Annotated in this window: 24 protein-coding genes; 8 read left to right on the forward strand and 16 right to left on the reverse strand. The window is 64.4% G+C overall.

Going from position 1 to position 17,546, the window contains the following annotated elements; all coding sequences use genetic code 11:
- Positions 1-10: 10 nt before the first annotated feature.
- Both rpoZ and folK read right to left on the reverse strand, forming a co-directional pair.
- Positions 11-364, reverse strand: a complete 354-nt coding sequence (gene rpoZ, locus H8B03_RS11295; RefSeq protein ID WP_193141848.1) for a DNA-directed RNA polymerase subunit omega — start codon at positions 362-364, stop codon at positions 11-13.
- 77 nt (positions 365-441) lie between these two features.
- On the reverse strand, positions 442-1,008 hold the full coding sequence (gene folK / locus H8B03_RS11300; protein WP_193141849.1) for a 2-amino-4-hydroxy-6-hydroxymethyldihydropteridine diphosphokinase: 567 nt from the start codon (positions 1,006-1,008) through the stop codon (positions 442-444).
- A 156-nt stretch (positions 1,009-1,164) separates the two neighbouring features.
- On the opposite strand from folK, the gene H8B03_RS11305 reads away from it, so the two are divergent.
- Positions 1,165-1,743 carry an NYN domain-containing protein gene (locus H8B03_RS11305; protein WP_193141850.1) on the forward strand — a complete coding sequence of 193 codons (579 nt, stop codon included), beginning with the start codon at positions 1,165-1,167 and terminating at the stop codon, positions 1,741-1,743.
- Positions 1,744-1,815: 72 nt separating this feature from the next.
- Here the strand turns inward: H8B03_RS11305 and H8B03_RS11310 are convergent, their stop codons facing one another.
- On the reverse strand, positions 1,816-2,412 hold the full coding sequence (locus tag H8B03_RS11310) for a cytochrome P460 family protein (protein ID WP_193141851.1): 597 nt from the start codon (positions 2,410-2,412) through the stop codon (positions 1,816-1,818).
- Between the two features lie 171 nt (positions 2,413-2,583).
- Between H8B03_RS11310 and ispH the strand changes: the two genes are divergently transcribed.
- Genes ispH through H8B03_RS11335 form a run of 5 tightly spaced genes read left to right on the forward strand, consistent with a single transcriptional unit; the run spans position 2,584 to position 5,665 of the window.
- Positions 2,584-3,534, forward strand: coding sequence for a 4-hydroxy-3-methylbut-2-enyl diphosphate reductase (gene ispH, locus H8B03_RS11315; RefSeq protein WP_193141852.1), 951 nt, complete (start codon positions 2,584-2,586; stop codon positions 3,532-3,534).
- Positions 3,531-3,983: a DUF3429 domain-containing protein gene (locus tag H8B03_RS11320; protein WP_193141853.1), complete on the forward strand. Its 453-nt coding sequence runs from the start codon at positions 3,531-3,533 to the stop codon at positions 3,981-3,983. Before ispH ends, H8B03_RS11320 begins: the two co-directional genes overlap by 4 nt.
- Positions 3,980-4,579: a class I SAM-dependent methyltransferase gene (locus tag H8B03_RS11325; protein WP_193141854.1), complete on the forward strand. Its 600-nt coding sequence runs from the start codon at positions 3,980-3,982 to the stop codon at positions 4,577-4,579. The genes H8B03_RS11320 and H8B03_RS11325 overlap by 4 nt, the downstream gene beginning before the upstream one ends.
- On the forward strand, positions 4,572-5,042 hold the full coding sequence (rnhA, locus tag H8B03_RS11330) for a ribonuclease HI (protein WP_193141855.1): 471 nt from the start codon (positions 4,572-4,574) through the stop codon (positions 5,040-5,042). Before H8B03_RS11325 ends, rnhA begins: the two co-directional genes overlap by 8 nt.
- Entirely contained in the window at positions 5,039-5,665 is a 627-nt protein-coding gene (locus tag H8B03_RS11335; RefSeq protein WP_193141856.1) for a trimeric intracellular cation channel family protein, read from the forward strand. The genes rnhA and H8B03_RS11335 overlap by 4 nt, the downstream gene beginning before the upstream one ends.
- On the opposite strand, the gene fmt is transcribed toward H8B03_RS11335, so the two are convergent.
- The 3 genes from fmt to def (H8B03_RS11350) form a co-directional block, all read right to left on the reverse strand.
- Entirely contained in the window at positions 5,662-6,561 is a 900-nt protein-coding gene (gene fmt, locus H8B03_RS11340; protein ID WP_193141857.1) for a methionyl-tRNA formyltransferase, read from the reverse strand. The genes H8B03_RS11335 and fmt overlap by 4 nt on opposite strands.
- Before the next feature lie 9 nt (positions 6,562-6,570).
- Positions 6,571-7,068: a peptide deformylase gene (gene def / locus H8B03_RS11345; RefSeq protein WP_193141858.1), complete on the reverse strand. Its 498-nt coding sequence runs from the start codon at positions 7,066-7,068 to the stop codon at positions 6,571-6,573.
- A gap of 62 nt (positions 7,069-7,130) precedes the next feature.
- Positions 7,131-7,652 (reverse strand): peptide deformylase, encoded by a 522-nt coding sequence (def, locus tag H8B03_RS11350; protein ID WP_193141928.1) that lies wholly within the window; start codon positions 7,650-7,652, stop codon positions 7,131-7,133.
- 98 nt (positions 7,653-7,750) lie between these two features.
- Between def (H8B03_RS11350) and H8B03_RS11355 the strand changes: the two genes are divergently transcribed.
- Positions 7,751-8,947 carry a MalY/PatB family protein gene (locus H8B03_RS11355; RefSeq protein ID WP_193141859.1) on the forward strand — a complete coding sequence of 399 codons (1,197 nt, stop codon included), beginning with the start codon at positions 7,751-7,753 and terminating at the stop codon, positions 8,945-8,947.
- A 15-nt stretch (positions 8,948-8,962) separates the two neighbouring features.
- Here the strand turns inward: H8B03_RS11355 and H8B03_RS11360 are convergent, their stop codons facing one another.
- From H8B03_RS11360 to H8B03_RS11385, 6 genes are all read right to left on the reverse strand, one after another.
- Entirely contained in the window at positions 8,963-9,709 is a 747-nt protein-coding gene (locus H8B03_RS11360) for a DUF4344 domain-containing metallopeptidase (protein ID WP_226925858.1), read from the reverse strand.
- Positions 9,709-10,488: a precorrin-4 C(11)-methyltransferase gene (gene cobM / locus H8B03_RS11365; protein ID WP_193141860.1), complete on the reverse strand. Its 780-nt coding sequence runs from the start codon at positions 10,486-10,488 to the stop codon at positions 9,709-9,711. Before cobM ends, H8B03_RS11360 begins: the two co-directional genes overlap by 1 nt.
- Positions 10,489-10,537: 49 nt before the next feature.
- Entirely contained in the window at positions 10,538-11,392 is an 855-nt protein-coding gene (locus tag H8B03_RS11370; RefSeq protein ID WP_193141861.1) for a D-amino-acid transaminase, read from the reverse strand.
- A 96-nt stretch (positions 11,393-11,488) separates the two neighbouring features.
- On the reverse strand, positions 11,489-11,920 hold the full coding sequence (locus H8B03_RS11375) for a co-chaperone YbbN (RefSeq protein WP_226925859.1): 432 nt from the start codon (positions 11,918-11,920) through the stop codon (positions 11,489-11,491).
- Between the two features lie 126 nt (positions 11,921-12,046).
- Positions 12,047-12,655 carry a DNA-3-methyladenine glycosylase I gene (locus H8B03_RS11380; protein ID WP_193141862.1) on the reverse strand — a complete coding sequence of 203 codons (609 nt, stop codon included), beginning with the start codon at positions 12,653-12,655 and terminating at the stop codon, positions 12,047-12,049.
- A gap of 68 nt (positions 12,656-12,723) precedes the next feature.
- A complete protein-coding gene (locus H8B03_RS11385) occupies positions 12,724-13,569 on the reverse strand; it encodes a transcriptional regulator (RefSeq protein ID WP_193141863.1) in 846 nt (281 codons plus the stop codon).
- Positions 13,570-13,688: 119 nt separating this feature from the next.
- Between H8B03_RS11385 and H8B03_RS11390 the strand changes: the two genes are divergently transcribed.
- Positions 13,689-13,943: a DUF2061 domain-containing protein gene (locus H8B03_RS11390; RefSeq protein ID WP_319022473.1), complete on the forward strand. Its 255-nt coding sequence runs from the start codon at positions 13,689-13,691 to the stop codon at positions 13,941-13,943.
- Here the strand turns inward: H8B03_RS11390 and parA are convergent.
- The 4 genes from parA to H8B03_RS11410 all read right to left on the reverse strand — a co-directional run bounded on the left by parA (position 13,901) and on the right by H8B03_RS11410 (position 17,430).
- The gene (gene parA / locus H8B03_RS11395; RefSeq protein ID WP_193141865.1) at positions 13,901-14,539 is read right to left on the reverse strand and encodes a ParA family partition ATPase; all 639 of its coding nucleotides are present in this window, start codon (positions 14,537-14,539) and stop codon (positions 13,901-13,903) included. The two genes, H8B03_RS11390 and parA, sit on opposite strands and share 43 nt — an antisense overlap.
- Positions 14,540-14,680: 141 nt before the next feature.
- A complete protein-coding gene (locus tag H8B03_RS11400) occupies positions 14,681-15,391 on the reverse strand; it encodes a hypothetical protein (RefSeq protein WP_193141866.1) in 711 nt (236 codons plus the stop codon).
- On the reverse strand, positions 15,376-16,020 hold the full coding sequence (locus H8B03_RS11405) for a glycine zipper domain-containing protein (protein ID WP_193141867.1): 645 nt from the start codon (positions 16,018-16,020) through the stop codon (positions 15,376-15,378). Before H8B03_RS11405 ends, H8B03_RS11400 begins: the two co-directional genes overlap by 16 nt.
- Positions 16,021-16,389: 369 nt before the next feature.
- Complete coding sequence (locus H8B03_RS11410) at positions 16,390-17,430, reverse strand: hypothetical protein (protein ID WP_193141868.1); 1,041 nt, start codon at positions 17,428-17,430, stop codon at positions 16,390-16,392.
- Positions 17,431-17,546 lie beyond the last annotated feature (116 nt).

A 17,546-nucleotide genomic window follows, 5' to 3' on the forward strand; every position in this document is an offset into this window, starting at 1 on the left:
GTTGTAAGTGTCAGCCGTTTTCCTGCGCCTGCATCAGCGCGCGCAGAAGCTTTTCTTCCGACATGTCTTCTTCTGCGGGTTTGTCGGCTTCGACCCCCATCAGCAGCGACATCTGATCGTCTTCCGGCTCATCGACCTCGATCTGGGTCTGATGGCTTTCGATCATCCGCTCGCGCAGATCGTCGGTATTCTGGGTTTCCTCGGCGATTTCGCGCAGGCTGACCACCGGGTTCTTGTCGTTGTCCCGATCGACGGTCAGCGGTGCGCCGCTGGCGATTTCGCGGGCGCGATGCGCGGCGAGCATGACCAGTTCGAACCGGTTGGGAACTTTGTCAACGCAGTCTTCGACAGTGACGCGAGCCATCGGAATCTCCTCGGGGGCATTTCGGCAAGCCTGTAACCTATGCAAGATCGCAAGGGGTTGCAAGCGCAAAGGAACGGTCAGTCTGTCCAGCCGATCGGCGTGATCCCGGCCCTGCCCTGCGGGCCCAGATCGGACAGCATCCGGGCCACGCTGCGGCCCAGAACCGGGTGTTGCCAGTCAGGCGCAATGTCGTGCATCGGCACCAGAACAAAGCCGCGATCCTGGATGCGCGGATGCGGCAGCACCAGACGATCGGGCGCGGCCTGCGCCTGCAGGTCCGGCGACAGGCCCGACCAGTGCTCAAAGGTGGCGCGATCCGGTAGAATACTGTCGTCATATGCAAGTAGATCAAGATCGATACCCCGCGCACCCCAGCGCTCATCGCGCGTTCGACCATAACGGGATTCAATCTCGTGCAGTCGCGCCATAAGCGAGTTTGCGCTCAAGCGGGAATTCACTTTTGCGACAGCATTGACATAGTCCGGACCAGCCCCATCTGGGAAGCACGGAGTTTGATAACAATCACTTAGCGCCTCTAATTGCGTGAAACCACTGTCAATTTCCCGCAAGGCCGCCTGCAAGGTCCGCCGTGGCGAACCGGCGGTCGACGGCAGGTTGGCACCAAGAGCGACGAAGATATTCATGACGGTATTGTGAAGTTCGACTTGCGGCGCTACCATTTTTCGCTACCTGTTCAAAGGGTGCTTTCGGACACCTGTTACTCAAACGAAGTCACTATAGAATATGCGGGCAGGCGACCAGCAACTGCCATTCCGCATCAATTTTGGGAAGGAACTATTATGTTCTATCGCGATGAACGGCTTGCCTTGTTCATTGATGGTTCGAATTTGTACGCCGCTGCCAAGTCCTTGGGCTTCGACATCGACTACAAGCTGCTGCGGCAGGAATTCATGCGCCGTGGCAAGCTTCTGAGAGCTTTCTACTATACCGCGCTTCTGGAAAACGACGAATACTCGCCGATCCGCCCGCTGGTAGACTGGCTGCACTACAATGGCTTCTCCATGGTGACCAAGCCCGCCAAGGAGTACACCGACTCGATGGGGCGCCGGAAGGTCAAGGGCAACATGGACATCGAACTGACCGTCGATGCCCTGGAACTGGCCCCGCATGTGGATCACATCGTGCTGTTTTCCGGCGATGGCGATTTCCGGCCGCTGGTCGAGGCCCTGCAGCGCAAGGGCGTGCGAGTGTCGGTCGTGTCGACGATCCGTTCGCAGCCGCCGATGATCTCGGACGATCTGCGCCGCCAGGCCGACAATTTCATCGAACTGGACGAGTTGAAGGATGTGATCGGCCGCCCCCCGCGCGAGCCTCGGGAAACCGGCTTTCAGGACGCGGCCCAATCCGAAGACGCCTGATCCCGCCCCCTGACCAGAAAAACGCCCGGCACCAGCACCGGGCGTTTTTTTTCGTTCCGCCGCACCCTTCGGTCAATTGGAAATACGCGCGTCTTCCACCGGGTAGCCCAGCCCGCCCTGGAAGTCATAGCCCAGGTGGCATTCGTTGCAGGCGGTCATCACGTCCAGCCCCATGGGCGCCCCGGATGGCGCGACGGCCATATAATACCAGTCCAGCGTTTCAGGCGAGGTGCCCGCCGCAACCTTCTGCATCAGGAACAGCGGTCCGGGCGTGACCTTGCCCGCCTCGCTGACCGAAAAGCTCTCCTTGGCAATCACCGTGCCCGCCGGGATCACCGGATCTTCGGCATATTGCATGTAGGCCTCAGCGCCGGTGTCGTTGACGAAAGTCAGCAGGAACCGCTCGCTGTGCATTCCGGGCGCGGCGGGAAAGGCCGACGCCGCAGTCCAGCCGCGATAGTCCGCCACGAACTCTGCCGGGATCCAACGTTTCGGGCCGCTGTCATAGCCCGCCTTCAGCCCCTCGGCGATGCAGTCATAGACTTCCGCCGCTTCCTCGCCGGTCAGGTCATAGCCGGATTTCCCCGGATCGCAGTCTTGCGCCCTGACCCCGCCGGACAGCCCCAGCACTGCCAGCCCTGCCACCGTCATCACCTTGATCGTCGCCATCGGTCATCCTCCAGTTTCCCCTTGGTCAAGGCTCTGCCCCTGTGGCCGTTTCCGCAAGTCACGCCGGATCACAACCAGTTGCCTCCAGGCCCCCGCGCACGCCGCCCCGGCACCTGTCGTGCTGGACGCGCGCGGCGCGGGGGCCTACATGAAAGAAAAACGGAGTCCGCGATGACCAAGCCCCCCCTGACCATCCTTCTGGCCGCACCGCGCGGTTTCTGCGCGGGCGTGGATCGCGCCATCAAGATCGTCGAGATGGCGTTGGAGAAATGGGGCGCGCCGGTCTACGTGCGCCACGAGATCGTGCACAACAAATACGTGGTCGACGGGCTGCGGGCCAAGGGCGCGGTCTTCGTGGAAGAACTGGACGACTGTCCCGACGACCGCCCGGTGATCTTCTCGGCCCATGGCGTGCCGAAATCGGTGCCCGCCGCCGCCGCCAAGCGCGAGATGATCTTCGTGGATGCCACCTGTCCGCTGGTCAGCAAAGTGCATATCGAAGCCGCCCGCCACGCCGAGACCGGCCTTCAGATCATCATGATCGGCCACGCCGGCCATCCCGAGACCATCGGCACCATGGGCCAACTGCCCGACGGCGAGGTACTGCTGGTGGAAAACGTCGAACAGGTCGCCCATGTGACCCCGCGCGACCCGTCGCAATTGGCCTTCGTGACCCAGACCACACTGTCGGTGGATGACACCGTCGACATCATCGCCGCCCTGCGCGCCCGGTTCCCGGCCATCGTCGGGCCGCACAAGGAAGACATCTGCTATGCCACCACCAACCGGCAGGAGGCGGTGAAGGCCGCCGCCCCGCGCGCCGATGCGCTGCTGGTGGTGGGGGCGCCGAATTCCTCCAACTCGCGACGGCTGGTGGATGTGGGCGCGCGCGCGGGCTGCGCCTATGCGCAACTGGTACAGCGCGGCAGCGACATCGACTGGCGCGCGCTGGACGGCATCCGCACGCTGGCCATCACCGCCGGGGCCTCGGCCCCCGAAGAACTGGTGACCGAAGTCATCGACGCCTTCCGCGACCGTTTCGATGTCACCGTCGAACAGGTGGAAACGGCGCGCGAGGATGTCGAGTTCAAGGTGCCGCGCGTGCTGCGGGAACCTGCATGAACACCATCCCCCGCTCTGCCCTGATCCTTGGGCTTGCCGGGGTGCTGCCCTTTGCCTGGGGCGCGCTGACCGAGATCTTCCCGGCGCTGTTCGACTGGGGCCAGTCCGCGCTGGGGCCCCGTTTCGTGGGCCAATACGTGCTGGTGTTCTACGGCACCATCATCCTGTCGTTCATGTCCGGCGTGCTGTGGGGGTTTGCCACCCGCGCGCAGGGCGGCACGGCGATGCTGGGCTATGGCCTCAGCACCCTGCCCGCGCTCTGGGCGTTCTTCTTCGTCGGCGGCGGGGCCGAACGCGCCACATGGTTCCTGATCGCGGGCTACCTGGGCCTGCTGGGGCTGGATCATCTGTTTTCCCGCTGGGGGCTGACGCCGGACTGGTGGACCCGGCTGCGCAACCTTCTGTCCGCGCTGGTTCTGGCCTGCCTGACGCTGGGCCTGCTGTTTTGACCGGAGGGCCCGACCCGGAAACCCTGGCGGTCTATGACGACAAGGCCGAAGACTACGGCACCCGCTTTACCTGGGACAAACCCTATCCGCGCCTCGATGCCTTTCTGGACGAGGTTGCTCCGGGCGGGCGCATTCTGGATCTGGGCTGCGGCGTCGGCACCGCCTCGGCCCGCATGCGCGACCGGGGGTACGACGTGGTGGCGCTGGACCCCTCCGAAGGCATGGCGCGGGTGGCCCACGAACGGCACGGGCTGACGGTGTTGCCAGGCGATTTTGACCATGTGCCCGACCTGGGCCGGTTCGATGCGGTCTGGGCGCATTTCAGCCTGTTGCACGCCCCGCGCGCCGATCTGCCCCGTCACCTGGCCGCGATCCACGCCGCCCTGCCGCCCCAAGGCCCCTTTCTTGTTGCCATGAAAACCGGTACCACCACGGCCCGCGACCGGCTTGGCCGTCGCTATACCTATGTGACGGAGACCGAATTGACTGGCTTGCTGACAGACGCAGGGTTTACCCCGTCCCAGATCGCCCATGGCGCCGACGAAGGCCTCGATGGCACCGTTGCCCCCTGGATCATGGTGACCGCCCATGCCTGAGATCTTCGCCTATACCGACGGCGCCTGTTCCGGCAATCCCGGCCCCGGCGGATGGGGCGCGCTGCTGATCGCCCGCGATGGCGACACGGTGGTGCGCGAGCGTGAACTGACGGGCGGCGAGGCCGACACCACCAACAACCGGATGGAGCTTCTGGCCGCGATCCACGCGCTGGAAGCCCTGTCGCGGCCGTCGAAGGTCACGGTGATCACCGACAGCGCCTATGTGAAAGGCGGCATCACCCAGTGGATGTTCGGCTGGAAGAAGAATGGCTGGAAGACCTCGACCCGCAAGCCGGTGAAGAACGAAGACCTCTGGCGCCGCCTTGACGAGGCCCGCACCCGTCACGACGTGACATGGGAATGGGTCAAGGGCCACGCCGGGCATCCCGAGAACGAGCGCGCCGACGAATTGGCCCGCGCAGGCATGGCGCCCTACAAGCCGGCCCGGAAGGCCCGGACGTGACGCCCCCGGCGCTGCTCGACCTGGCCTCGGTGGCGGTATTTGCCCTGACCGGCGCGCTGGTGGCCAGCCGGGCGCAACTCGACATCGTGGGGTTCCTTTTCATCGCCTGCCTGACAGCGGTGGGCGGCGGCACGGTACGCGACCTGCTGATCGGACACGACGCGGTGTTCTGGATCGCGTCGCCAAGGCCGATCCTCGTGGCAAGTGCGGCGGCGGTGCTGGTGTTCTTCACCGCGCATCTGCTGGAAAGCCGATACAAGGTACTGATCTGGCTGGATGCGCTGGCCCTGTCGGTGGCGGTCTCGGCGGGCATCGCGGCGGCCAAGGCCACCAGCCAGCCGACGCTGATCCTGCTGTTGATGGGCATCACCACCGGCTGCATGGGCGGGTTGATGCGCGACGTGGTCTGCAATGAGGTGCCGCTGGTCCTGAAGGCCGGAGAGCTCTATGTGACCGCCGCCTTCGCGGGGGCGCTGGCCTCGGTGGTGACGGCGGAACTGGGCGGCACCGGCTGGGCACCGCTGGTGGCCTGCACCGTGGTGACCTTCGCGCTGCGGGCCGGCTCCATCGCCTTCGGCTGGCGCCTGCCGGCCTACAAGCCGCGCGCCCCCAAAGGACCCTAGCTCAGCACCTCCGGCAACGGCGCCCCGCGCAGGAACTCATCGGCCACCATCGCCCGCTTGCCCTGCCGCTGCGCTTCCAGCACCTCGATGGCGCCGGTGCCGCAGGCCACGGTGAATCCGGACAGAACCTGCCCCGGCGCGCCCTGCCCCGCGACAACCCGGCTGCGCAGCAATTTCACCCGCGCGCCCGCGACGTCGCACCACGCACCTGGAAACGGCGACAGCCCCCGGATCTGCTGATCCACCTCTGCTGCCGGACGGTGCCAGTCGATCCGCGCCTCGGCCTTGTCGATCTTGGCGGCATAGGTGACCCCCGCTTCCGGTTGCGGTACCGGGACCAGGTCCGGCAGACGCTCCAGCGCCTCGACGATCAGCCGCGCGCCCATCCCGGACAGTCGATCATGCAGATCCGCCGTGGTCTCCTCGGCGCCGATGGGGGTGGCGTCACGCAACAACACCGCGCCGGTGTCCAGCCCTGCATCCATCTGCATGATGCAGATACCGGTCTCGGCATCCCCCGACAGGATCGCCCGATGGATCGGCGCGGCCCCGCGCCAGCGCGGCAAAAGCGAGGCATGGATGTTCAGGCATCCCAGCCGGGGCGCGTCCAGAACCGCCTGCGGCAGGATCAGCCCGTAGGCCACCACCACCGCCACATCGGCGTTCAGCGCGGCAATCGCGGCCTGCGCCTCGCCCCCCTTCAGGCTGACCGGATGGCGCACCTCCAGCCCCATCTCCACGGCCCGCGCATGGACCGGCGTGGGGCGATCCTTCTTGCCCCGGCCCGCCGGGCGCGGCGGCTGGCAATAGACGGCGGCCACCTCGTGCCCGGCCTCCACCAGCGCCTCCAGCACCGGCACCGAGAACTCCGGCGTTCCCATGAAGATCACCCGCATCCCAGTCTCCTATCCGGCGCGCTTGCCAGCGCGTTTCAACAGCATGGACCGTTTGGTCCGGCTCAGCCGATCAAAATACATTTGCCCCGCCAGGTGATCGATCTGGTGCTGGACCGAAGTCGCCCAAAGCCCCACGAAATCGCGTTCCTCGACAGCGCCTTCGGCATTCAGGAAGCGCACGGTCACCGCACGCGGCCGCGAAATCGTCGCCCAGACACCGGGCAGGTTGGGGCTGGCCTCGTCGTGCTGACGCGGCTCGACGCTGGCGTGCAGCACTTCGGGGTTGGCCATGCACACCGCCTGCCCGCGCGCTTCCGAGGCATCCACCACCGCCAGCCGCTGCATCACCCCGATCTGGCAGGCCGCCAGCCCGACCCCGGGCATGGCGTCCATGGTCTCCACCATGTCCGCCCAGATCGCGCGCACCGCCTCGGTCACTTCGGGCACATCGGCACAAGGGGTGCGCAACCGCTTGTCCGGCCACATCACGAACGGTCTGACAGCCATGCGCCCCTCCATTTCTTCTTGGAAAAAATACTCACAGCCCGACGCGGACCGCCGCCACGGCGCTAGAACCGCGCGCGTTCCCGCTTCAGCTTGACCATCTTGCGGGTGATCAATTGCCGTTTCAGCGGCTTGAGATAGTCGATGAACAGCTTACCATCCAGATGATCGATCTCGTGCTGCACGCAGGTCGCCCACAGCCCGCCGAAATCGCGGGTCTGCTCGGCCCCGTCGCGATCGATCCAGCGCACGGTGACCTCGGCGGGCCGCGTCACTTCGGCGAATTGCTCGGGGATCGACAGGCAGCCTTCCTCATAGGTGTTCAGCTCGTCCGAGGCCGCCAGGACCTCGGGATTGAACATCACCGTGGGCTGCGGTGCCGCACCTTCTTCCTTGACGCAATCCATCACGATCAACCGCGTCAACTGGCCGATCTGCGGCGCGGCCAGACCGATGCCCGGCGCGTCATACATGGTTTCCAGCATGTCGTCTGCCAGCTGGCGCAGCTCGTCCGACAGGTCGGCCACGGGGGCGGCCAGCTTTTTCAGGCGCGGGTCGGGATGGATCAGGATCGGCTTGATGGTCATGACGCTCATTTAGGACAAGGTGCCCCGGCGTGCAATCGCCCTTGCGCCCGCGCGTCAGATCCCTAGCTTGCGCGCATCACCCGACCGCCGAGGATCCCATGCCAGACGACCACGCCTTCGACCCGCACTTTGACACCCTGATTGACCGCCGCGGCACCCATTGCGCCAAATGGGACGGGATGGAAAGCGCCTATGGCGTCTCCCCCGACGACGGGTTGGCGATGTGGGTTGCGGACATGGATTTCGCCTCTGCCGACCCGATCCAGGCCGCGGTACAGCGCATGGCCGACCATGGCGTGTTTGGCTATTTCACCGATGACAGCGCCTATCGTGCGGCCATCTGCTGGTGGATGGAAAACCGCCACGGCTGGTCCATCGATCCGGCGGCGATCCTGACCACCCATGGTCTGTGCAACGCGGTGGGTCTCTGCGTCGATGTCTGGAGCGATCCGGGCGACGCGGTGATCCTGTTCACCCCGGTCTACCACGCCTTCGCCCGCGTCATCGCCGCTGCCGGACGCCAGGTCACCGAATGCCCGCTGGTCCAGGAAGACGGCCAATACGTCATGGACTTCGACGCCTACGAGTCCCTTTTGACTGGCCGCGAGAAGATGCTGATCCTGTGCTCGCCGCACAATCCCGGTGGCCGGGTCTGGACGCGGGACGAGTTGCGGCAGGTGGCTGCCTTTGCCGAAAAGCATGACCTGCTGGTGATCTCGGACGAGATCCACCACGACCTCGTGTTCCCCGGCGCCGAACATGTCGCCTTTCCGCTGGCCGCGCCCGGGCTTCAGGCGCGCACGGTGATGCTGACCGCCGCCTCCAAGACCTTCAACACCGCCGGTGCCGAAACCGGCAATGTCATCATCGCCGATCCAAAGCTGCGCGCCGATTTCCAGGCCCGTCAGAAGGCGCTCAGCCTGTCGCCCAACGCCTTCGGGCTACACATGATCACCGCCGCCTACAGCCCCGAAGGGGCGGCATGGGTCGATGCGCTGGTGCCTTATATTGATGAAAACCGCCGCATTTTCGATGCCGGCGTCAACGCCATTCCGGGGCTGGTGTCAATGCCGATGCAGGCCACCTATCTGTCGTGGGTGGATTTCTCGGGCACCGGCATGAGCCGCGCGGAGTTCACCGACCGGGTCTACAAGCAGGCGCGCATCGCGGCCAATCAGGGCACAACCTTCGGCACCGGCGGAGAGAGCTTCCTGCGCTTCAACATCGGCACCCAACGTGCGCGGGTGGTCGAAGCGGTCGAACGCCTGCAGGCGGCCTTTGCCGATCTGCAATGAGCGCTGCGCCGGGCGTCACAGATGCCCGGCCAGTTCCTCCAGATGGGGGATGAATTCGACACAGAAGATCAATTCGATGGTGTCGGGATCGTAGAAGGCATTGGCCTCTTCGCAGACCATGACCCAGACGTCGATATCCTGCTTCAACCCGAACAGCGCGTTGAATTCCGCAACCTCGGAGCCGATGACCTCTGCCATCCAGCCCTCGCTGCCGTCCTCGATATGCAGCTGCAGTTGCCCCGGTCCGTCGGCGATTTCCTCCAGCGCGACGCCCCAGCTTTCGGCGGCCATGTCGAACTCTTCCACGCAATATTCGGCTCGTTCTTCCGGCAGAGCCAGATCGCGGGCCAGATCGTCGCGCACCTCTGGATTGGCGCCGTAGAACAGGCAGGTGGTGGTGTAGAATCTTTGCTCATCCACCCCGTGGACATCCCACCAGGCGATATCGTCGCCGGTCGCGTCGCGCAGTTCCGCCTCGGCCAGGAACCCCAGCGCCGCGTCATAGGCGATGGCCTGGGCGCTGTCTTCCTCGAACAGCGCGTCGATCATCAGGATCGAGAACACATCGGCCGCATCTTCCTCTTGCCCGAAGATCGGCAGCGCCAACTGATCGATCAGGGCATGACCGATCTCGTGGTAGAAAATGCTGATGAGATTGGCCTCGACGAAGGCCGCAACAGCCGAATCCGCGGAATCCGCTCGCGCCGCCCCCCCGCCAAGCAAAGCCGAGGCCAGCGCCGCCGCTGCCAGCACCGCCTTCATCAGGCCGCCCCCGGCGTCCGGACCCGCGGCCGCAGCACATGCGGCACGTCCGGATCATACAGGGCGCTGTCCTTGAAATCGGCGACCTCGCCCAGCACCGGGCCGACCATGATCAGCGCGGTGCGGGTGATCTTCTCGGCGCGCACCTTCTGCTGGATGTCCGCCAGCGTGCCGCGAATGAACATCTGGTCGGGCCAGCCGACGCGATAGGCCACGACCACCGGGCAATCAGACCCGTAGTGCGGCGTCAGCACCCGTTCGATCTCGCGCAGGGCACGCACGCCCAGATGAATGGCCAGCGTCGCGCCGGTGCGGGCGAAATTCTCCAGCGTTTCGCGCGGTGGCATCGAGGTCGATTTCATCGACACCCGGGTCAGCACGATGGATTGCGCCACCTCCGGCACCGTCAACTCCTGCCCCAGCGCCGCGGCCGCAGCGGCATAGGCGGGCACACCGGGGATCACCTGATAGTCGATGCCATCGGCGCGCAGCCGCCGGATCTGTTCGGCAATCGCCCCATAAAGCGACGGATCGCCGGAATGCACCCGCGCCACGTCCTGACCCTTTTCATGGGCCGCGACGATCTCGGCATGGGTGTCGTCCAGCGTCATCGGCGCGGTGTCCAGAACCCGCGCGCCCTTGGGGGCATTGGCCACCACCTCGGCCGGCACCAGAGAGCCCGCGTAGAGGCATACCGGGCAGGCGGCGATCAGGCGTTGCGCCTTCAGCGTCAGCAGCTCGGGATCGCCCGGCCCCGCGCCAATGAAATAGACGGTCATCTGTCGGTTCTCCCGGCTGAAGGGCGTGCAAGGACGCTTGGCGCTGCGCTCAGATCGCCTTGGCGCGCGCTTCGTCCATGTAGATATCGCGCAGGCGCTTCGCGATCGGCCCCGGCGCGCCATCGCCCAGCGCGGCGCCGTCGATCTCGACCACCGGCGTCACGAAGGTCGTGGCCGAGGTGATGAAGGCTTCGGCGGCGTTCTGGGCTTCCTCGATGGTGAAGGGGCGTTCCTCAACCACCATCTGGGCCTCTTCGGCCATGCGCAGAACGGCGGCGCGGGTGATGCCGTGCAGGATGGCGTTGGAGAGTTGCCGGGTGACGATCTTGCCGTCTTTGGTGACGATATAGGCGTTGTTCGAGGTGCCCTCGGTCACCACGCCCTCTTCCACCATCCAGGCATCATCGGCCCCGGCGGCCTTGGCCATCATCTTGCCCATCGACGGGTACAGAAGCTGCACGGTCTTGATGTCGCGGCGGCCCCAGCGCTGGTCCTCGATCGAGATCACCTTTAGGCCGGTTTCGGCCTTGGGCGAGCCCGAGATGTTCATCACCAGCGTGAACAGCACGATGGTCGGCTTCGGATCGGCGGGATAGGCGAAATCGCGATCCGCGGCGCCACGGGTGATCTGCAGATAGACGCCGCCCTCGTCCAGACCATTGCGGGCGATCAGCTCGCGATTGATCTCAAGCAGTTCTTCGGTGGTGACGGGATTGGGCATGTCCAACTCGTCCAGCGAGCGTTGCAGCCGCCTGGCGTGGCCATCGAAATCCACCAGCTTGCCATTCAGCACCGAGGTGACTTCATACACCCCGTCCGCGAACAGGAACCCCCGGTCGAAAACCGAGATTTTCGCGTCCTCTTCAGGCAGGTATTCGCCGTTGACATAGACGATGCGACTCATGGGGTCCTCCGGGATCTGTGTGGGCCGTTGCGTCGGGTTACCGTGGCAGCGCCACAGCGTCCAGCCCCTGCAGAGCGCGAAGCGGCGGATGCATGGTCAGAGCGCCCCGACCCAGGCCGCGATCCGCTCGGACGGCTCCGCGCCGACATGGCGGGCCGCCTCGCGGCCACCGTGGAACGCAATCATTGTTGGCAGACCCTGGATACGAAACCGCCATTCCGTGGCGGGGCTGGCCTCGGTGTTCAGCCGCACCATCCGCACCCGCCCGTGCACCGCTTGCGCAGCCGAGGCGAATTGCGTCTGCATCGTCGCGCAGGGGCGGCACCAGGGTGCCCAGAAATCGACCACGATCGGCAGGGTGTCGCGGCGCACGGCCCGCTCCAGCGTGCTCAGATCAACCTCGCGCACGCCATCGGGCATCAGCATGTCACCGCACAGGATGCAGCTGGGGGCACGGTTCAGGGCTGCGGTGGACAGCCTGTTGAGATGGCTGCAGCTCAGACAGGTCAGTTGCATCGAATGCGGCATGAAATTGTCCTTGGGTCAATCTCTAACCTAGATGCGAATTGGGGCATGCCATTCAATCGCGCTTAGGTATTGTTGGCCTATCCATTCGAATAGTCCCGGCACCCGGACCTTCGGCCCGGCAGCATCCTATTCGGGCGGGGTGAACCTGTCCCGCGCCGCCGTCACCTCGGCCCGCGTGACACAAGCTTCCAGATGATCGTTGACCAGCCCCATCGCCTGCATGAAGGCAAAGGCGGTGGTCGGGCCGACGAACTTCCAGCCGCGCGCCTTCAGTGCCTTCGACAGCGCCACCGATGCCGGACAGGTGGTCACCGATTGCGGCGGCCAGACCTCGGCGCGGGGCGGCTCGAACCGCCAGAAGAACGCGGCAAGACTGCCCTCGGCAGCCACCATCTCGCAGGCGCGGGCGGCATTGTTGATGACCGCCTCGATCTTGCCGCGATGGCGGATGATGCCCGCGTTGTCCAACAGGCGTTCGATCTCGGCGGGGCCATAATCGGCCATCTGGTGAAAGTCGAACCCGTCGAAGGCGGCGCGGAAATTCTCGCGCTTGTTCAGGATGGTGCGCCAGCTCAGCCCCGACTGGAAGCTTTCCAGGCACAGCTTTTCGAACAACCGCCGATCCTCGACCACCGGAAAGCCCCATTCGCGGTCATGATAGGGAAAGAACTCGGCCACCGTGCCGCACCAGCCGCAGCGTGGGTGGCCATCGGGGCCGGGAACGGTCTGGGGCATGACACCTCGCACAGCGATACAGGGAACTGCCGCATCCTGCGGCGCGACGGGTTGGGCCGCAAGCGGCTTCAGACCTCTGCCGACAACTGTCGTGCCACTGCGGCAAAGCCACGGGCATCGACCACCGCCTCGCGGACCAGCCAGTCGAAATGCCGGGTCAGGCTGCGCATCCGTTGCCGTTCGCGGAACGCCAGATAGAACCGGCCCACATAGAGCACCGCCAGATGCGGGCCGAATATGGTCATCGGTGCACTGAACACCCGGCGGGCATCGAAAAGATACACCCGCAGCGACGGAAACAGCGTGTCGCAGCGATCCGCCATATGCGCCAGCAAGTCACGGCGCAGGTCTGGCGCCAGCCCCGCGTAATAGCCGGTGCCGCTGGCCAGACTGCGCAACTCGTGCTCGGGGATCGCGATCTCATAGTCCGAGCCGGTCTCCTCGGCCCAGGTCAGGAACTCCGAGGCGATCTGCACCGCCTGCTCCGGGGTCTTTCCCATCTGGGTGTCGTACTCCCACCGCAACACGGCTTCGGTCTTGAGCATGTCCGGCAGGGTGGCGGGCACATGGCGGATCTTGAAGCCGCGCGCCTCGCGATGCCACGCCATGATCTGATCGTCCGCGACCGAGCGTTCCGCCCCGGTCATCGCCATCGCCGCATCCAGCAGATCCCCGGGGCGTTCGGGATGATCGCTGAGCCCCAGCAGCCAGTCGCAACTGACCCGCAGCACCGCCGCAAGATCGGCCAGCAACGCGCCCGAGGGCAAGCGCGCCTCCCCCTCTTGCAACAATTGCCCGATGGTGGAGCGATCCGCCGCGACCGCCCGCGCCAGCGACGATCGGTTCAGACCGTCGCGCGCCATGGCCTCTTGCAGGCGGGTGCGAAACAGGGCGGCGCGGTCACGTTTGTCCATTTTCCTCAACCTTGGTGATTTCCATCCCCATCCTGAGGGTTTTGCAGACAACCGCAAGAATTCCCGGCAGCACTGCCGCGCGCTACTCTGGCCCGGTATTCTGCTTCATGAGGTTCCCCGTGTCCGACACCCCCCTGCGCACGCTTGCAAAAACGCTGACATGGCAAGGTCTTGGCCTGCTGTCCATGACCCTGATCGGTCTGGCCATCACTGGCTCTGTCGCGGCTGGCGGCACCATCGCGCTGATCGGTGCCGGGGTTGGTACGGTGTGCTACGTGTTGCACGAACGGCTTTGGGCGCGGGTGCGCTGGGGCCGTAGCGAGGCCGGGTCTCAGCCCTGCAACATCGCCCCGATCTCGTCCAGAAGCGCCTGAATTTCCTGTGCGGCGGGGCCAGAGGCCGTCTTCTCGGTCACGCCGGTGCCTTCGCCCAGAACCTCGGCAAAGATCACCCGGTTGGCGATGACGGTTTCGGCGCGCGGCGCCGACAGGGCGCTCAACTCTTCCGAAACCTCTGCCGTCAACCGCGCCCGCGCGGCGGCGCGGTTCAGCACCAGCATCACAGGGCGGTCCACCCGTTCGGCCAGTTCGAGAATGCTTTCGGTCGCCCACAGGTCCACATGGCTGGTTGCCACCGGCACCAGCACCAGATCGCTTTCGCGCAGCGCCGGGCGCAGATCGCTGTCGATCTTGGGGGGTGTGTCGATGATGACGAAATCGTTGCGGTCGCGCATTTTCTCGGCTTCGTACCCGACGCCCCAGGCACTGGCGGTGCCAAAATCCAGCCCCGCCTCGCCGCCCATCGCCTCGCGCCGGGTCATGAACCAGCGGCCCAGCGAACCCTGCGGATCGGTGTCGATCACCGCCACGCTGTGCCCGCGCCCCACCAGCGCAATGGCCAGATTGGCCGCCAGCGTGGTCTTGCCCGACCCGCCCTTCTGCTGCGCCACCGTGATGACCGTTCCGACCATGCCTGCCCCCCTGATCCCGGCCCTGTCTGCGCGGGCCTTTCCTCAATGATTAGGGACAGAAACCGCACAGGTCTACCCTGGTGGTGCGGTCAGGGGCGGCCAATGCTTGGGGTGGGAAAACAAGCCACTAATGACACCCACCTACTTGGCGTACTTGCAGGCCCGATCCTCGGTGGCATGTTCGACCTTGCCATGACCGGGCTTGAAACCGGGGCGAGGGCCGCCGCCCGTGTTCACCACATTGTAGTGCAGCATTTCCTGAGCCGTCAGCCAGTAGATGCACACATGCGGAACCTTTACGGTGAAAGAGATCAGCGATGGCGCCACGCCCATTTCCATCATGTAGTCGATCCAGCGCGCGGTCGCGGACGCCGCGTAGTTTTCCATCTGGAAGATGACCTCGGTCACCTTTCCCTGGGCCACCTGCTCTTCGTATTTCTTCTTCAGCTTGTCGGACCGAAAGACGGAAAACATGTGCACGCCGACGGAAAGCGGCGAATCCACGAAGCGGACCGGGGCGCCCAGGAACGCGTCCACACAGGCGCTGGCGCAGATGGCGCCGTCCGGCACCCGCCCGATCAGCCCGCGTTGCCGCATCAGCCGGCCGATCCCCTGCCCCGCGTCGACCGACCCGCCGCCGGAATCGAACCAGACCTCGTCGACGGGCCCCTTGCTCAACTCGGTTGCGAAACGGTCGTCGTCGCCCGAGCTGAACGACCCGTCGAGATACAGGATCCGCACGCCGCCGCCGACCTGACGGCGCTCGAACTCCAGCGCCGCCGCCGGTCCCGCACCCAGACCGGCCACAAGCAGCGCGACGGCGGCAAACTGCTGGATCAGACCGCGCGCCATCCGCCGCCCTGTTTGCAATAGCGCTGGTTCTGCACGATCTCGCCCTTGCCCGGCACAACCGCCACTTCGCGCACCATGTAGCAATTGTCGCCGGCCCCTGACGTGACCTGAGAGCCGCCGCTGGCCCCCGTGCCGCTGCTGCTTTTCCAGGTGGTCTTGGCCGGGGCCGCGGCACTTTGGCTTTCCAACTGCTTGGCGCGGTCGCTGGCCTGCTTGGCGGCGCGTTCGGCGGCGGCCGCTTCCTGCGCGGATTTCTGCGCCCGCGCGGCGTCGGCCCTGGCCCGTGCCGCGTCCGCCTCGGCGCGCGCGGCGCGGGCTTCGGCGGCGGCCTGTCCGGCGCGCGCCTCCTGCAGGCTGAGCGCCGCCTGCGTGGCTGCCGCCGCCTGCTGCCGGTCGCGTTCGTCCAGCCGCGCGCCGATCTGCCCGCCGATCTGGGCCCCGGCCAGCGCCCCGAAGGTGGCCCCGATGGCCCGAGACTGGTTGTCGCCGCCCACCGCATCGCCCAGCAGAGCCCCAAGGCTTGCCCCCGACACACCGCCAATCAGCGCGCCGGTCTGCTGCTGGTTCTCGCAGCCCGCAACAGCCGCTACAAGCGCCCCTGCAATTCCGATCCGGTAAAATGACAACATCTTTCAATATCCTGTTCTGATGACGAAGCGTCAGCCGAGTCCGCCACAAGTGATTTGAAAAGTAAACAGGGCGCGGCGTGTCGGGCAGGTTTCAGAGCGATCGCGCCCGCGCAGCCCCCTGTCCCGCCCGCATCCCGAGGATGCGCGCGGGTTCCAAGCGCCGAGGCGCACACCAAGGCGGCAGCCCCAGGTTCACGGTCCACTTCGCACAACCGGCAGGCCCGGCGGCACCGCCGGGCAGCCCCCGCCTCGGGCAGGTGCAGCCCTTGGGATTTGGGGTATGTATGCAGGCGTGTGACCACAACCAACGCTGCGGATCGGTGGGCATTGTGATCGGTCGGTGTTGGCGGAAAGCGGACCTTAGCCACTTTATTCAGCATAGATTGCTTCAGCGATGTCCCCGAGAGGCCCAAGTTCTACAAAGAACGGGGCCAACTCCCCGAAATGCTGCCGTCTTGGGCGAAGGACACAGCGGTGTTCCTTTTGGTATGAATAAGAAAAGTGTTTCCAAAACTCTTGGTTCTGGCCTCCAGGGATATCGTTGTAAGGATCGTAATAATATACTTCACCTTCTAAAAACTGCCACGTCGGAAACTGTTCCAACATTGCCCTCTTTAATCGTTTCACAAACTCAGACCTGTTTTTTACAATCAGAGCAGCGTCTGCCTCAAAGTCTGTCGGCATTCGCCTGTCTATTTCTTTGCAGCTTGAGAACAAAAAGTAATCGTCAACCATAAATTCCATTGGGATGAAGCCATTCTGAATCTTCATCGTCATCCCTCGCGCTTCGACGATGTCCCCTCCTTTCAATAGATCGGAAAGAGCCTTCAACTTGTATGGTCGCGCGGTCTCAAGGTCCTTGATAGCTTTGATGTAACTACCCTTTGAATATTCACTCGCAGGTGAAATTCGGAACCTACCAAATTTCAACATGTCCTTCACATACACCGCTTTCGAGTATTTAACGATCCACTTTCCGGGGATATGCCTTCTGTCCCCGAACATCCTGCATCCGAGAGGAATCCCGTCTCTGAAGTATGCACCTATTGGATAGGTGGATTTTCTTATTACATCAGGCATTAGAGCGCCTCGCCAGTTAGTTTCTTCAATAATCTCAGTAAAGAACCGCATGAACCGAGCGCCGTTTTCCATACCTGGCGTGGGAACTATTTTGCAGTCAGTCGAAATATCGACAATGTTCGATATTAGGTCAGAGAAGCGTTCAATAATGTGTTCGTCTGTCTCTAGAATCAAATATGGATAGTTGTAATATTCACGCCGCCAGACTTGGTGTCTGGGAAGACTGTTGCCATTCTTCTTTGCTTCTTGCGCTAACTCTCGTTCTCGCTGCTTGAAAAACTGATAGGGTCCGAATGCTCGCCCTAGAATGTCTTTTTCGTCCACTACCATTCACCCTCTTCTGAAGCTTGGCACGAAACCTAAAGCCATCGGGAGACACTGGAAAGTAAATTGCGAGGTAGTTTTCTGGAATGCTGCACCATAACATGAAGCATCGGGTCCAACGG

The organism is Meridianimarinicoccus sp. MJW13, from assembly GCF_014901205.1.
In the GTDB taxonomy this organism is placed as follows: Bacteria; Pseudomonadota; Alphaproteobacteria; order Rhodobacterales; family Rhodobacteraceae; genus Meridianimarinicoccus.